Here is a 13683-nt window from a genome sequence, read left to right as displayed (position 1 = left end):
AATAGATTGATTTTATGCGCTAAATTCATTGGAGCGGGTGATGGGAATCGAACCCACGTAGTCAGCTTGGAAGGCTGAAGTTCTACCATTGAACTACACCGCAAAGAAATGGTGACCCGCAGGCGACTCGAACGCCTGACCCTCTGATTAAAAGTCAGATGCTCTACCTACTGAGCTAGCGGGTCAAATAATGGCTGGGATAGCTGGATTCGAACCAGCGCAATGACAGAGTCAAAGTCTGTTGCCTTACCGCTTGGCTATATCCCAACAAAGATGGTGGGGAGGGGCGATTCGAACCACCGAACCGAAAGGAACTGAGTTACAGTCAGCCGCGTTTAGCCACTTCGCTACCTCCCCGTATATGGTGCCGGCTAAAGGACTTGAACCCTCAACCTACTGATTACAAGTCAGTTGCTCTACCAATTGAGCTAAGCCGGCAAATGGTGGAGGTTAACGGGCTCGAACCGCTGACCCTCTGCTTGTAAGGCAGATGCTCTCCCAACTGAGCTAAACCTCCATTTTCTAGTGCCCTCTTATAATAGCATACGACCATACCCTCGTCAAGAAAAAATGAAAATAAAAAACAGAAATTTCATTTGTTCAAAATTTCTGTTTTTCATTTATTCCATCATTTTCGCTATATAGAAAGCCATCATATATGGAAACTTATCTTCAAAAGTTGCCAAATCATTATTTAAAAGTTTTTTTATTTTATCTATACGATAATTAACCGTATTACGATGCGTATATGTCACCTTTGCTATTTTTTGAGGACTGCCATCATATTTTAAATAATAATAAAATGTTTTTTCCAATTCTCCATGATGTTTTTTATCATATTGAATAAGACAATCCAATAAACGATGATACATATCTGATAGTATTTTTTTATCTTGAATTGAAAATAAAATCTGATAGATTCCCATATCATCAAAACACATAATATTTTGATGAAACATTCTTGCTAGAGATACAGCTGACAATGCTCTTTGATAACTTAAATGAAGTTCTCGAATATCTTTCATTTTCGTTCCAATACCTACAAACAACGATTTGACTTTCATTCTTCCTTTAGCTCGACGATACATCGAATGAACAAGTTTCAAAAAGACATCTTCTAACAAATTATTTACAATCAATACATAATAACCATCATACCAAAAAAACTATACGGACACTCTATTTTTTCAAAATATAATTGCAATTGCATGGACAATCTTCTTCTTTCAATTTCACTATATTGACTGGCATCTTCAATATCTACCAACAAAACTTGAAAATCGCCATCTACATCAAAACTACGCATTAATTCAATTCTGTTTTCTTCTATTGTTCGGGGATCACTAAAAATATTTTGAAAATACTGCGTAATTTGATAATCCTCTCTTTGTGAGAATAAACAACGCATACAAAAATCTTTTATTAAATCGACCATATGTATATGCCAAGGAGAGACAAGCAATGGAAAATCATTCGCCTCACAGTAATCAAGAACATCCCGAGGCACATCAAAAATATATTTTCCAGTATTAATAATTAAACCCACACTATGATATTTGACTAAATACTCAACAAGCTTTAATAAAGCACCTTCTTTTTGAAATCCTAAACCACTTGTCACAATCAATTCTTTTCCCCATAATTGCTGAATTGTGGTTGTATCTTCTATCAAATGAACCCAACTCATCGCGTTTGCACAGCCATTTTTACCACACAATAAAGTTAATTGATATAAACTTTGAGTTTCATTCAATGCATCTTCGATAGTAAATCCCATATTCTCACCTACCTATTGTTATTATACACTTTCTTTTGTGCAATTTGCACAAAAATCGATATTCATATTTATATTCTCGGCTCCTTTTCTTTTGCTTAAAAAATCATATAATAAAAGTGTAAATAAAAAGCCATTATCAAAGAGGAGGTAAAATCATGAACGTTTCTTTTGCTTATTTTTCATTAGCACAACAACCTACAACTTGCCCTTCTTGGGTAAAATGTGAACATTATTTTAACTGTGCTAGTTTCTCTAAGTTTTTCCCTTTCTTCTACAAATAATAAAAGTTAAATAACGTGGCCTAGCCACGTTATTTATTTTGTAAAGCATTTAATTTTCGATAAATATCCCGTGTCTGTTGCTTGGTTGATCCACTCACAACAAACAGGTCATTTTCCGTTTCAATAACAACATATGATAAGCTATTTGTATAACTATAAAGACGATAATTTCCAAATTCATCATTATGATAACGTCCAGCTTCAATTTTGGCATTATTAATACCATTTTTCTTTTTTCCTATCTTCAAATCTTCACGATATTCAATTTGAATGATATCTTGATAATCAATCAGTGAAGATGAAACAAATGAGCCTGATAAAGCTAAAGATGACTTTTGAAATTCAATATGAATATTACCACTAAACATAATGCAGTAAATGAATCCTCCCATTGCTAGTGATAAGACAATCCTGACAACAAGTGAACGTTTGTTTTGGTTGAAACGATAAGAGACTCTAGCCATCTCACTTCCTACTAAAATAACAACAAGTCCAATCATGATTGAAGCTATCATTATATACAATCCCCATGATTCATTAAATACCAAAGACCATAAACCTAAAGTGATAATCAAAAATCCTAATCCGATGGTGCGGCATAGCTTTTTTCATGATATTGTGCCTTTTCTTCATCACTAGCAGTATTATAACCAGCAATGAAAAATGCTCCTTTTCCCATTAATAAAACGATTGAAATTACAAGAAAAACACTAATAATAAACCACAACATTTGATTTTCTCGCTTTCATTTTTTATTTCATATAGAGACCAGCTAATTGATAATTTTCATCCAAAGTAATAGTATATGTTACACTTCTATTTTGATAGAGTGCGACAATTTCTCCAACGACACAAATCGTTCCATTTTGTTTAACTTCAACATATCTTTCACTTGTTATACGTTGAAAATCTCCTAGTTCACCTAATTGTTTTAAAGCATCACTTAATGAATTTTCTTTTAAAGATTGAGCCATTTTTTCATCACAACGTTGGATAATTCCCTGCTCATCTAAAGGAAAAACATCTAAAATAACATCTTCCATTATTTCTTCTACTTTAGCCTGTTGAAAAACTTTTGAATCTTGAAGATTTTGATATTAAGGCATCAAAGAAAGCACAAACAAATAAGCTGCCAGAATGATAATCAACACAATTCCAACAATAATCAAAATCATTTTTTTATGAGAACGAGGTGGTGTGACACCCATATTCTCATTAAATTCACACGCCAATTCTTCAGGTGCACCCATTCTTTTTATGATTTCATCAAAACTTTCATGATTTTTTAATGCTATATCAATATCATTTTCTAAATCTAATCGAATCTTCTTTTTCTGCTCTTTAGAACATCCCAATAATTTTAAAACTTGTTTAATATATTGATTTCTATTCATATTCATTTTCCTCCAATATTTCATCCACGACATCAACATATCTTTTCCACAATTTTTTTAATACATCTAATTGTGTCAGTCCCTTTTCAGTGATGCAATAATATTTTCTTGAAACTTCTTTATTCTGTGGTGGACTCCATTGACTTTGAACACATTCGTCTTCTTCCAAGCGATATAAAATAGGATAAAGAGTTCCTTCTTTCATTTCAAACATCCCATGACTTTTCTCTTTCATACATAAAATCATTTGATAGCCATACATTTTTTCTTTTGAAAGAAGCTGTAAAACTAAAATTTCTAAAATCCCCTTCTTTAATTGTCTTTCATATCTTTCATTCATTCAATCACTTCTTTTTTATTTAGTATTACTAAATATATATTAATACATAATAATAACATTTTCAATAGATGAGTGAATATAAAAGTCATAATTTCTGTTCATACTATATACAGGTGATAGACATGGTAAAAAAATTTACATTTGATGATGAAAATGATGATTTATTAGAAGATAAAAACTTGGCTAACAGATTACAAAATCAATCAATACAATCATTTTCAACAAAAAACATCAAACCAAAAACAAAAGTGAAAACGAAAGTCAAAAGAAAAACAAAACATCATACAAGAGTTATCAAAGAAAAGAAAAAACATTCTTTTTTCAAAAATATCTTTCTTATTTTATTTATTATTCTTATAACAACGGCTTTATGTCTGGCAGGATATGTAGGATATCGCTATTATCTCCAACAACAAAATCAAATTGAAGATTTACAAAAACAACTTGATGAGCAATCTTCACAAAATCAATCCATTCAAACGCCTCAAAAAGACAATGAAGAAACTAAAAATCAAAATCAACAGCCTATAACACCTCCTTTGGATAATGAACAACTCCCAGAAAATTCTCAAAATCCAGACAATAACAATGAAGATATTAATCATTCTCATGAAAATACTCAACTCCCTGAATAATAATCAAAAAGAAGAATCTTAACGATTCTTCCCATTTCATACAATTTCACATATAAACTGATAACTATTGGCGGTGCACACAATTACTTTTTATATGTCTCAATAAAATCATTAATAACCTCTACAATCTCATTGTAATAATTTTTAAAATAATTATCTCTAGGATTATCTAAATGATATTGTTTAGCCCATTGATGAAAATGTCTATTAATATATTTCCAACGTGCAAGTTCATCTGGATATTGTTTAAAAATATTTTCAACTTCTAAAACATCTGTATAGGAAATATGGTCCTTTTTTATCCACTCAATAACATCAAGAATCATAGATGTATTATCTATTTGAAAATAGTGTTTTTGTCGATGAGCTGTGATATTCAAATCTACAAAGTAAAGCACCTGTAGTTTTATACTCGATGCCATACTACACATAGAAAGCTCTATTTCATCAATATCTTTACTTTGAAAACACTGATCGCCATATATGATTTTTCCATTAGAAAATAATAATCGCCCTGCTGTTCCTATATTTTCATTTTCATCATTAGTAACAACTTCAACCCTATGAATAACCTTTTCGCTCATTGTACATTCCTCACTTTCCCTTTATTTCTTATCAATTCTATAATCTTTATGATAAGGCAAATTGAATGGTCCCTAGTTATCTTCCTACCTTTATTATAACATATCATTTTTTGATATATATTATTTGTTGAAGTTGCGTTTTAAAATGAGACAATCATGACTTATGTTTTTTCATCAATGTTCATTTTGAATAGTCAATATTAAATACTCTGATTGAGAACCCGTTCTTAAAGGATAACCCCAACCAGCAATACCTGACGATACTACCACTTGCATATGAGAAAGTTGACAATAGCCATAATTCATTTCACCAAATCCAAGCCATTGACTTAAAATACCCACTGGAAACATTTGACCACCATGTGTATGTCCTGATACTTGCAAATCTACCTGTAATTGATTATTTTTTCTAAATCCACTGGTTGATGATCCATTACCAATAAGAAATCTGTTGAAGATGTTCCTTGCATAATATTTTGTAAGGAATCACGTGGATGACTACGATCATCACGTCCTATTAAAACAATATCATCATTAATAAAAGTTTTTTCATCACATAAAACATGAATATGATTTTTTTCTATTGTCTGTTGCAATTGTTCTGGTGTAAATGCTGGTTGACTGGCATATAAAGCCTGATCATGATTACCATAAACATAATAGATACCATATTGATTTTCAATCGTAGAAAGAATCTCAAAAGTATGTTGCATATCTTTTAATGATGTTCTTTCATCTACGATATCCCCACCCAATAAAACAATATCTAGATTCTCCCTAGATATATCTTGACAATAGCTCTGTAATTCCTTTTCATTCATTGTATTTGGAAAATGCAAATCACTTATAAAAGCCACCTTATAATCCTGAGATAACTGCTTTTGTGTTGTGACAGTATAATAAATAGGATTGACATCCTTCATATGCATATAACCATACCCCAAAAGTATCAATAAACATAGGATTGGAATGACCCCTAAACGTTGTGCTGTTTTGATTAATGAAGGGATATTTTTTGAGAAAACAACCATAAAATCAAATCTACTATAAGGGCAAAAGCAAACAAATGTAAAACAACCACGGCCCAAAATCCAAAAAGATTATAAGCGGGTAAAACAAATAAAATAGCTATAGCAAAACTGATCAAGCGTACCCATAGCTTTTGGTATGGATAAAAATATAAAATAATTCTTTGAAAATAAAATGTAAAATAAATAATAAGTGGTATCATAATTAAAAAGAATAATATAAACATTTCTTTTTTCCTTTCCTTGAATATGGAAAATAACCTACTTGATGTAGGTTACTTCAACTGCATAATAAAGAAATAAAACATATTTTTTCCACGGGGAATTTCATAATGTTCAACAAGTGCTAAATATCCTTCTTGTAATCTTAAATTTTTACGTACTAATGAAATTTCACTTGTATAAAGGAACACATACCCTTTAGGTTTTACTAAACGGTGAATACGTTCAAAAAAGCGATCATAAAGTTCCTGAAGTTGTTTTGCATCATTCATTTGATGTAATGTAGGCATATCTGTAATGATTTCATCAAACATTTCATTATTGACAAAACGCAAAGCATCTTTATGAACAAAATAAATATTTTGTCCTGCTGCTTTACTATTCTTTCTAGCTGCTTCAATACCCTTTCCAAAGACATCGATTCCCATTGAAAACTTTGATGGAACGATATAATTCTTTTCAATCAATAATGTTCCACAACCCACAAAAGGATCCAATACTTTGCCTTGTTCTTTCATATAAGGTTTCGCAAGTTGAACAAGCGTAGCTGCAATATAAGGCTGCATAGAATTAGAAATCACTTCACGACGATATTCAAAACGAGAACTTTTTAAATGTGTTAAACGTAAATAAGCATTAACCTTATCTTTTTTCATCTCTTTCAATACAATTTCAATATCATAACTATCTGTTGTATTTAATAAGCGATGAGGATAAAGTTCAAATATCTTTTGTGAGATTTTTTTGATTAGAACCGGATGCTTTTCTCGCGTTTCATCTGCAACTCTAAAATAAAAAACAGATTGATCATCATAAAGTTTATCTAAAATATTTTCCAAATGACATCTTTGAAATCCTTCTATAATACTTTCTAAATCAATACTTAAACCCGTTGCTCCAGCCAAAGGAATCAACATATCACGATAGGTTCTAATATTTAATAAATCATATAAAGAATCACTGCGTACCAAAACGCCTTGTGTCACAGGTTTATATTTTAAATGTAAAACTGATTCAAATAAAACAAACTGATAATAAGGTAAAGATGTCAAAACAACATCCACTGGTTCATGTTTTAATTTAATAATTTTACGTTTATGTACCTGATTTTTTAAAATCAGGGGATTGAGTATTTTTAATTGTGCCTGAATATGTTTCGTCATTTCTGGTGCCTGGATCAATTGATTTTGAATATCTTTGAGTCTTTGAATATAAGCACGGCAATCGTGTTGAGATATTCCTGTTAAATAGGCTTCTTTGACATATTCTGTTTGTTCTTGATCATAGGCATCTAATAATATATCAACAGTATTTGCATATTTTCCTAATAAAATAGCACTGTTTTTACGAACTTTTGGATCTTCATGTGATAAAAATTCAATTAATTTTTGTTTAAATTGTTGATCTTTTTGAAGTAAAGAGTCACATTGAGCTAATGCTTTTAAACGAATCAATGATTCTCTAATACTTTCATTTCTTTTCATACTATTTATTAAATCCATACGACAACCCTCTCAATTCACTGTGCAATATTATACCATATTTCAGCGATTTATCCAACTTATTTTAGGTAGTGTCACATAAAAAGATAAAATATGATAAATTTGACAAGACATATCGCGTTCCTGTTTCAATTGCTGATAAAAAAGTTTATTATTTTTTCATCAAGACTTTCTTGAAATAAACATTCAAAAAAATAAGAAGGATACAACATACGAGCATAAAAATATATAATTTCATAAACATCAAAATAATGTGTTTCTAATAAATTTTGTAATTGATCATATGTTAATAACTGGCTTTTCATTAAACAAGAAAGATGTCTCATACGGGTTGAAAAAATATAGGAACAGGGATTTAAAAGCTCATATACATATTCAAAAACTGGTTGTGATAAAGATAGAGATACTGGTAGTGATGCTTGATTATCAACTTGCAATAAATAATTTAAGATGTTAATACTATTTTCAGCTAATCCACAATAATAATAAATTAATGATAAAATATCCTGATCATGTTTAAAACTATAAGCATAATCTTTAACTTTTTCTCTTGCCTGATCAATTTTACAAATCCATTGTTCCTTAATTTGTTGAACTTTTAATTTGGGAAAAGGATAGATGACCATGGTTTGATGAATGTATTGTTCTCGTGAGAAATTATCTTTTTGATAAAGTAATAAAACATAATCTTGTGTTAATAACTCTTGATAAATATTTTTAACAATTTCATATCCACGTATACCACATTGATGCATTAAATAACGATAATAATGATAACGATTAAAAAATTCTTGTGGATCTTGAATACGTGATAAGTAATAAAGCTGTTGACCGACATAAAAATAACCTGTGGTTTCTAAATAACAATCTATATGATAATACATTTTTAAAAAATCTTGCATGCACACTCTTCTTTCTATGAGGAATAAAATAGCGGTACTTGTCCCTGAAAAATTTCTAATAAAATAGGAATAGAGATGACTTGAGTATGATATTGTTCAAAAAATGGATAAACCATCGCAATGTTCATTTTAATTTCAATAGATAATTCAATCATGACATGATTGACCCCATAATTCTCAACCTTTTTCACAACTGAACTTCCTACACTGGAAAGATGTTTATAAGCTAATGGAATACTTGGCAGCAATAGAAATGAAGGAAGATGAAAAAGCGTATTAAGTGAAAGTGTAGCCACAATACCTGTTTGGCTAACTTCTTCTAAGCGTCTTTGATAAGAACTCTCATCTTTGGCTTGATAACTCCCCTCTTCTATTTTGGCATACGTATTTTCAATATCTAAAACAATGGCACTGGCTAGTTGATTGACTTGAATCATATCAAAATCAATAAGTTCAATCTCATTATTTTCATTTCTTTCAATAATGACCAAATCATCATATTGTTTTTGATCAGTAAAATAACTATGTGTAATAACCAATTGATTAAAACGTTCTATTTCTAGTTTTCCATATTCTTTTAATAAAGGAATCATTTGAACATAAATAATTCCAAAAGCAACCATCAAAAGCACACTGATACATATGGCAATGATTATCCATTTTTTCATCATATTTCACCAAAATATTATATGTTTCACAAATTAAAAAATGTCATATTTCTATGACATTTCATGAATAACTTCATTTAAAGGCTGATCATATTGATCATAATCAATGCGGTCAACATATTGAAAAGAAAATGCTAATCCTATTTTATATCCATTAAAATGATGTTGAAAATAACGATCATAATAACCTTTACCATAACCAACACGATAATTTTGATGATCATAGGCTAATAATGGAACAAGCATACAATCAATTTGATGGGGTTGAATCAACTGAGATGTGACTGGTTCTAAAACATGGAAACACCCAGGCTGGAGTTCATCAAGAGAATGAATCACATAAAATTCCATGTCTTCTCCTCTAACTTTAGGTACACAAATTTGTTTTGATGGCAGTAAAGCTTGAATAATCTTGAAAGTATCGACTTCTTGAGGCAAAGAAACATAACAACCAATCGTCTGAGCTTTTTGAATTTGCGGATGCAATAAAACTTTTGACAGAATCTTTTGATTATATAAAGAAAACGTCTGTGGTGTTAAAGCAAGACGTTTTTCTTTCATTAAAGAGCGTAAATAGTGTTTATCCAATACTATTTTCTCCCATATCTAGTTTAATCAACTGGTTGAGTTCGACCGCATATTCCATTGGTAATTCTCTTGAAAATGGCTCAATAAAGCCCATCACAATCATTTCAGTTGCCTGTTGTTTTGTTAAACCACGACTCATCAAATAGAATAATTGATCTTCTGAAACTTTGGATACTGTTGCCTCATGTTCGATGATGGATTCATTATTCATCATCATATTCGTTGGAACCGTATCACTGGTTGATTGATCATCTAAAATCAAAGTATCGCATTCTACTTTACTTTTTGCATTTATAGCATTTTTTTGGTGTCTAACAAGTCCACGATAGTTCACTTTACCACCATGACGAGAAATCGATTTAGAAATAATCTGACTTGATGTATGAGGTGCTAAATGAATCATTTTTGCGCCAGAATCTAATATCTGATGACTATCTGCAACCGCAATTGTAATACATGTCCCTTTCGCTCCTTCACCAGCTAAAACACATGTTGGATATTTCATTGTGACAGCTGAACCAATATTTCCATCAACCCATTCCATTGATCCATTTTTAAACACTTTGGCACGTTGTGTAACAAGGTTATAAATATTTTTAGACCAGTTTTGAATGGTTGTATAACGACATTTTGCACCTTCTAAAACAACGATTTCTACAACCCCAGCATGTAAAGAATCTTTAGAATAAGATGGTGCGGTACATCCTTCAACATAATGAATATCAGAACCCTTATCAACAATAATCAAAGTTCTTTCAAACTGAGCCATTCTTTCACTATTAATTCTAAAATAAGACTGTAAAGGCTTATCAAGTTTCACTCCAGGAGGAACATAGATAAAAGATCCTCCAGACCATACAGCTCCATTTAATGCTGAAAACTTGTTATCGTTATAAGGAATAACAGTATCAAAATATTTTCTAAAGATTTCTGGGTATTCTCTTAAACCACTATCAATATCTAAGAAAATAACCCCTTTTTCTTTGACTTCTTCTAACATATTATGATAAACAACTTCTGATTCATATTGGGCTGAGGCACCAGCTAAAAACTTTTGTTCAGCCTCTGGAATTCCTAATTTATTAAAAGTATTTTTAATCGTTTCAGGAACTTCATCCCATTTATCAGATAAATGATCACTAGGACGATTATAATATGTATATTCATCAAAATTCATTTGACTTAAATCTACACCCCATGTTGGCATAGGTTTTTCTAAAAAACATTTTAAAGATTTTAAACGATATTCCAACATCCATTCTGGTTCTTTTTTATTGCCGAAATTTCTCTGACAATATCTTCATTTAAACCTTTAGGTGTTTTAAAAACAGAAACATCTTCATCTTTAAAATCATATTCGTTATTGATTGTAGGAATATCAATATCTACTGTTGCCATAGCTATTCCTCACTTTCTTTCATCAATGCGACAAGTCCACTCCAGCCAAGTGTTGCACATTTAATACGATTGGCTTGTTTATGCGTATTTTGAAAAGCAATCGCTTCTTCTAAAATATCAGGATCATAGTCCTTTTCATAAATCATATTCATATAGTTATCAATGATTTCTTGAGCTTCTTGTTTTGTTTTTCCTTTCACAAGCTCACTCATAATAGATGTTGATGACGTACAAATGGCACATGCCTCACCATCATAACGGACATCAGCAATTTTATCACCATCAAATTTAACTTGAATATCTAAATTATCAATACATGTTTCAGAGTTCATATTGATTTTATGGTAAGAATCATCATCAACCAAACCACGATTACGTGGATGTTCATAATGATCCATAATAATTTCTCTCAATAGTTGAGGATCATTTAAAGAACGCATCTAAAAAGTCATCTCCTTTTTTGCATACTTCAATAAAAGCATCAATTTCTTCTTTCGTATTATAAAAATAAAACGAAGCACGTAATGTATTTGTTACTTTTAAAAATTCATCTAAAATTTTAGCACAATGTTGTCCTGCTCTAATCGCAATGCCATAACTATTAAATAAACTTGCTCCATCTTGTGAAAAAACACCTTTAATATTAAATGCGATAGCACCTTTTGAATCTGGATTATATATTTCTATATTATCAAGTTTCAACATTTGATCAATGCAATATTGTCTTAATTCCTGTTCATATTGGTGAATGTTTTCCATACCGATATGCATTAAATATTGCATAGCAGCTGCCAAACCAATTGCTCCTTCAATATGAGGTGTTCCAGCCTCAAAACGATAAGGTGGATTTTTTAAAGTAACGACACCGCAACTGTTATAACGTGAATTAGAACCACCACCTAAACGTGTTGGTTGCATTTCTTTTAAAAGTTCATATTTTCCATACATAACACCAATCCCTGTTGGGCCACACATTTTGTGTCCTGAAAAAGCTAAAAAATCGATATCAGATTTTTGAACATCTGTAACTTGGTGCGGTACACTTTGTGCTCCATCGACGACGACAACGATGCCACGTTCATGAGCAAACTGACAAATTTCTGTCATTGGTGCCTGATATCCTAAAACATTTGTCACTTCAGCTACTGCGATAATTTTTGTTTGATCCGTTACCGCTTTTTTCACATTTTCTAAAGTTAAACGTCCTGTTTCATCTAATTCAATATAATTAACAACAGCTCCTGTGATACGCGCCACATCAAACCAAGGCAAAGTATTAGAAGCATGTTCAGCAACTGTGATTAAAATCTCGTCATTGGCTTCTAAATGTGTTAACCCATATCCATAAGCAATCATATTTAATGAATCAGTTGAACCAGAAGTAAAAACAATTTCTTCTTTACATCTGGCATTGATAAACTGGCGTACAATCTCACGACTGTTTTCATAATGAACATCGACTTCATGAGATAAATCATAATCTCCTCGATGAGCATTGCCTGAATAATGAGAAAGATAATCACAAACGCTATCAATCACAACCTGTGGTTTTAAAGTGGTTGCACCGTTATCTAAATAGATGAGTGGATGTCCTTGCATAGTTTTTCCATTTAACATAGGAAAATCTTTACGAATCTGATTCACATCTAACATTTTAAGCACCTACCTTTGATAAGGACTGTTCAAAATGTTTTTTAATCATTTCATTATCAATCACTTCAACAACTGGCATTAAATAACCATAAGTAATTAAATGCATCGCTTGTTTTTTACTTAAACCACGGCTTTGTAAGTAATATAGATGTTCCTCATCCATTTTTCCTACTGCTGCTGCATGTGATGCCTGTACATCATAATCATCAATATATAAATATGGATTGGCACAAGCCTGACAAGATTCATCAAACATCATAATTTTATTAGTCTGATGAGCAGCCGAACCGTGTTGACCTTTTGTAATTGTCCCAATACCATCAATCACAAGTCGTCCTTGGTCTTTGACGACACCATAATTATCCATTTGTCCATAAGTCATAGGTCGATTGTGTTGAATTAAAATCTCATAATGTTTCTTTTCCTGATTTTTAGAAAGAATCGCTGTTCTGACTTTAGCTGATGCTTGTTCACCTTCTAAATAAAAATGATATATACCTTCAAAAGCATCATCAGATAATTCTGAATAACCATATTGTAAATTTGCATAAGACTGCAAATAAACATCTTCCTGACTTTTGGCAGATTGAGAAAGATTTTCACTAAAAACATGAAGAGTTGCTCCTTCGTTAAGATGCATCACTTTATGAAGTTTGCAATCTGTATCAAGCAGTTTTACTTCAATTAAATCAACCTGACAATAAGCTTGAA

At 31.2% G+C, this 13683-nt stretch carries 18 protein-coding genes, 6 tRNA genes and 1 pseudogene; 1 reads left to right on the top strand and 24 read right to left on the bottom strand.

What is annotated here, in order from left to right; genetic code table 11:
- Positions 1–29: 29 nt before the first annotated feature.
- From NMU03_RS12235 to NMU03_RS12175, 13 genes are all read right to left on the bottom strand, one after another.
- Positions 30–102 (bottom strand) — tRNA-Gly (locus tag NMU03_RS12235).
- Positions 103–109: 7 nt separating this feature from the next.
- Positions 110–185 (bottom strand) — tRNA-Lys (locus NMU03_RS12230).
- A gap of 6 nt (positions 186–191) precedes the next feature.
- Positions 192–267 (bottom strand) — tRNA-Gln (locus NMU03_RS12225).
- A 7-nt stretch (positions 268–274) separates the two neighbouring features.
- A tRNA-Tyr gene (locus NMU03_RS12220) sits at positions 275–357 on the bottom strand.
- Between the two features lie 5 nt (positions 358–362).
- Positions 363–438: transfer RNA gene (locus NMU03_RS12215), tRNA-Thr, on the bottom strand.
- A gap of 3 nt (positions 439–441) precedes the next feature.
- Positions 442–517 (bottom strand) — tRNA-Val (locus tag NMU03_RS12210).
- Positions 518–620: 103 nt separating this feature from the next.
- Complete coding sequence (locus NMU03_RS12205; protein WP_290138686.1) at positions 621–1139, bottom strand: PucR family transcriptional regulator; 519 nt, start codon at positions 1137–1139, stop codon at positions 621–623.
- Positions 1136–1777, bottom strand: coding sequence for a PucR family transcriptional regulator ligand-binding domain-containing protein (locus NMU03_RS12200; protein WP_290138684.1), 642 nt, complete (start codon positions 1775–1777; stop codon positions 1136–1138). The genes NMU03_RS12205 and NMU03_RS12200 overlap by 4 nt, the downstream gene beginning before the upstream one ends.
- 310 nt (positions 1778–2087) lie before the next feature.
- Positions 2088–2573 carry a hypothetical protein gene (locus tag NMU03_RS12195; protein WP_290138683.1) on the bottom strand — a complete coding sequence of 162 codons (486 nt, stop codon included), beginning with the start codon at positions 2571–2573 and terminating at the stop codon, positions 2088–2090.
- A gap of 65 nt (positions 2574–2638) precedes the next feature.
- The gene (locus tag NMU03_RS12190) at positions 2639–2788 is read right to left on the bottom strand and encodes a DUF3784 domain-containing protein (protein ID WP_290138682.1); all 150 of its coding nucleotides are present in this window, start codon (positions 2786–2788) and stop codon (positions 2639–2641) included.
- A gap of 22 nt (positions 2789–2810) precedes the next feature.
- Positions 2811–3101, bottom strand: coding sequence for a DUF3887 domain-containing protein (locus NMU03_RS12185; RefSeq protein ID WP_290138680.1), 291 nt, complete (start codon positions 3099–3101; stop codon positions 2811–2813).
- A gap of 54 nt (positions 3102–3155) precedes the next feature.
- Positions 3156–3452, bottom strand: coding sequence for an HAAS signaling domain-containing protein (locus tag NMU03_RS12180; protein WP_290138679.1), 297 nt, complete (start codon positions 3450–3452; stop codon positions 3156–3158).
- Positions 3445–3792: a PadR family transcriptional regulator gene (locus NMU03_RS12175; protein ID WP_290138677.1), complete on the bottom strand. Its 348-nt coding sequence runs from the start codon at positions 3790–3792 to the stop codon at positions 3445–3447. Before NMU03_RS12175 ends, NMU03_RS12180 begins: the two co-directional genes overlap by 8 nt.
- A gap of 122 nt (positions 3793–3914) precedes the next feature.
- On the opposite strand from NMU03_RS12175, the gene NMU03_RS12170 reads away from it, so the two are divergent.
- Positions 3915–4427, top strand: a complete 513-nt coding sequence (locus NMU03_RS12170) for a hypothetical protein (RefSeq protein ID WP_290138675.1) — start codon at positions 3915–3917, stop codon at positions 4425–4427.
- 83 nt (positions 4428–4510) lie between these two features.
- On the opposite strand, the gene NMU03_RS12165 is transcribed toward NMU03_RS12170, so the two are convergent.
- The 11 genes and pseudogenes from NMU03_RS12165 to NMU03_RS12115 form a co-directional block, all read right to left on the bottom strand.
- Positions 4511–5011, bottom strand: coding sequence for a hypothetical protein (locus NMU03_RS12165; protein ID WP_290138673.1), 501 nt, complete (start codon positions 5009–5011; stop codon positions 4511–4513).
- A 174-nt stretch (positions 5012–5185) separates the two neighbouring features.
- Positions 5186–5395, bottom strand: coding sequence for a metallophosphoesterase family protein (locus NMU03_RS12160; RefSeq protein WP_290138672.1), 210 nt, complete (start codon positions 5393–5395; stop codon positions 5186–5188).
- Positions 5396–5397: 2 nt separating this feature from the next.
- Positions 5398–6042 carry a metallophosphoesterase gene (locus tag NMU03_RS12155; protein WP_290138670.1) on the bottom strand — a complete coding sequence of 215 codons (645 nt, stop codon included), beginning with the start codon at positions 6040–6042 and terminating at the stop codon, positions 5398–5400.
- A 272-nt stretch (positions 6043–6314) separates the two neighbouring features.
- Positions 6315–7763 carry a methyltransferase domain-containing protein gene (locus tag NMU03_RS12150; protein ID WP_290138668.1) on the bottom strand — a complete coding sequence of 483 codons (1449 nt, stop codon included), beginning with the start codon at positions 7761–7763 and terminating at the stop codon, positions 6315–6317.
- Between the two features lie 128 nt (positions 7764–7891).
- On the bottom strand, positions 7892–8665 hold the full coding sequence (locus NMU03_RS12145; protein WP_290138666.1) for a hypothetical protein: 774 nt from the start codon (positions 8663–8665) through the stop codon (positions 7892–7894).
- Between the two features lie 14 nt (positions 8666–8679).
- Positions 8680–9333, bottom strand: a complete 654-nt coding sequence (locus tag NMU03_RS12140) for a sporulation protein YunB (RefSeq protein ID WP_290138664.1) — start codon at positions 9331–9333, stop codon at positions 8680–8682.
- A 51-nt stretch (positions 9334–9384) separates the two neighbouring features.
- Positions 9385–9921, bottom strand: a complete 537-nt coding sequence (locus tag NMU03_RS12135) for a 5-formyltetrahydrofolate cyclo-ligase (RefSeq protein WP_290138663.1) — start codon at positions 9919–9921, stop codon at positions 9385–9387.
- Positions 9914–11319 (bottom strand): annotated as a pseudogene (sufB, locus tag NMU03_RS12130) (Fe-S cluster assembly protein SufB). Before sufB ends, NMU03_RS12135 begins: the two are co-directional and overlap by 8 nt.
- A gap of 2 nt (positions 11320–11321) precedes the next feature.
- On the bottom strand, positions 11322–11759 hold the full coding sequence (gene sufU, locus NMU03_RS12125; RefSeq protein WP_290138661.1) for a Fe-S cluster assembly sulfur transfer protein SufU: 438 nt from the start codon (positions 11757–11759) through the stop codon (positions 11322–11324).
- Entirely contained in the window at positions 11743–12972 is a 1230-nt protein-coding gene (locus NMU03_RS12120; RefSeq protein WP_290138660.1) for an aminotransferase class V-fold PLP-dependent enzyme, read from the bottom strand. Before NMU03_RS12120 ends, sufU begins: the two co-directional genes overlap by 17 nt.
- A gap of 1 nt (position 12973) precedes the next feature.
- A complete protein-coding gene (locus NMU03_RS12115) occupies positions 12974–13612 on the bottom strand; it encodes a SufB/SufD family protein (protein WP_435372954.1) in 639 nt (212 codons plus the stop codon).
- Positions 13613–13683: the final 71 nt, after the last annotated feature.

Origin of the sequence: Allocoprobacillus halotolerans, assembly GCF_024399475.1 — a bacterium.
Taxonomy (GTDB): Bacteria; Bacillota_I; Bacilli_A; order Erysipelotrichales; family Coprobacillaceae; genus Allocoprobacillus; species Allocoprobacillus halotolerans.
The sequence above is the reverse complement of the archived record's forward strand: the minus strand, read 5'-3'. Positions and strand labels throughout refer to the sequence as shown.

Excerpts from the sequence above, each read along its gene's own strand:
- NMU03_RS12200 (WP_290138684.1), bottom strand. The coding sequence starts at position 1,777 with ATGGGATTTACTATCGAAGATGCATTGAATGAAACTCAAAGTTTATAT.
- NMU03_RS12195 (WP_290138683.1), bottom strand. The coding sequence starts at position 2,573 with ATGATAGCTTCAATCATGATTGGACTTGTTGTTATTTTAGTAGGAAGT.
- NMU03_RS12190 (WP_290138682.1), bottom strand. The coding sequence starts at position 2,788 with ATGTTGTGGTTTATTATTAGTGTTTTTCTTGTAATTTCAATCGTTTTA.
- NMU03_RS12185 (WP_290138680.1), bottom strand. The coding sequence starts at position 3,101 with ATGGAAGATGTTATTTTAGATGTTTTTCCTTTAGATGAGCAGGGAATT.
- NMU03_RS12180 (WP_290138679.1), bottom strand. The coding sequence starts at position 3,452 with ATGAATAGAAATCAATATATTAAACAAGTTTTAAAATTATTGGGATGT.
- NMU03_RS12175 (WP_290138677.1), bottom strand. The coding sequence starts at position 3,792 with ATGAATGAAAGATATGAAAGACAATTAAAGAAGGGGATTTTAGAAATT.
- NMU03_RS12170 (WP_290138675.1), top strand. The coding sequence starts at position 3,915 with ATGGTAAAAAAATTTACATTTGATGATGAAAATGATGATTTATTAGAA.
- NMU03_RS12165 (WP_290138673.1), bottom strand. The coding sequence starts at position 5,011 with ATGAGCGAAAAGGTTATTCATAGGGTTGAAGTTGTTACTAATGATGAA.
- NMU03_RS12155 (WP_290138670.1), bottom strand. The coding sequence starts at position 6,042 with ATGGTTGTTTTCTCAAAAAATATCCCTTCATTAATCAAAACAGCACAA.
- NMU03_RS12150 (WP_290138668.1), bottom strand. The coding sequence starts at position 7,763 with ATGGATTTAATAAATAGTATGAAAAGAAATGAAAGTATTAGAGAATCA.
- NMU03_RS12145 (WP_290138666.1), bottom strand. The coding sequence starts at position 8,665 with ATGCAAGATTTTTTAAAAATGTATTATCATATAGATTGTTATTTAGAA.
- NMU03_RS12140 (WP_290138664.1), bottom strand. The coding sequence starts at position 9,333 with ATGAAAAAATGGATAATCATTGCCATATGTATCAGTGTGCTTTTGATG.
- sufU (WP_290138661.1), bottom strand. The coding sequence starts at position 11,759 with ATGCGTTCTTTAAATGATCCTCAACTATTGAGAGAAATTATTATGGAT.
- NMU03_RS12120 (WP_290138660.1), bottom strand. The coding sequence starts at position 12,972 with ATGTTAGATGTGAATCAGATTCGTAAAGATTTTCCTATGTTAAATGGA.
- NMU03_RS12115 (WP_435372954.1), bottom strand. The coding sequence starts at position 13,612 with ATGCATCTTAACGAAGGAGCAACTCTTCATGTTTTTAGTGAAAATCTT.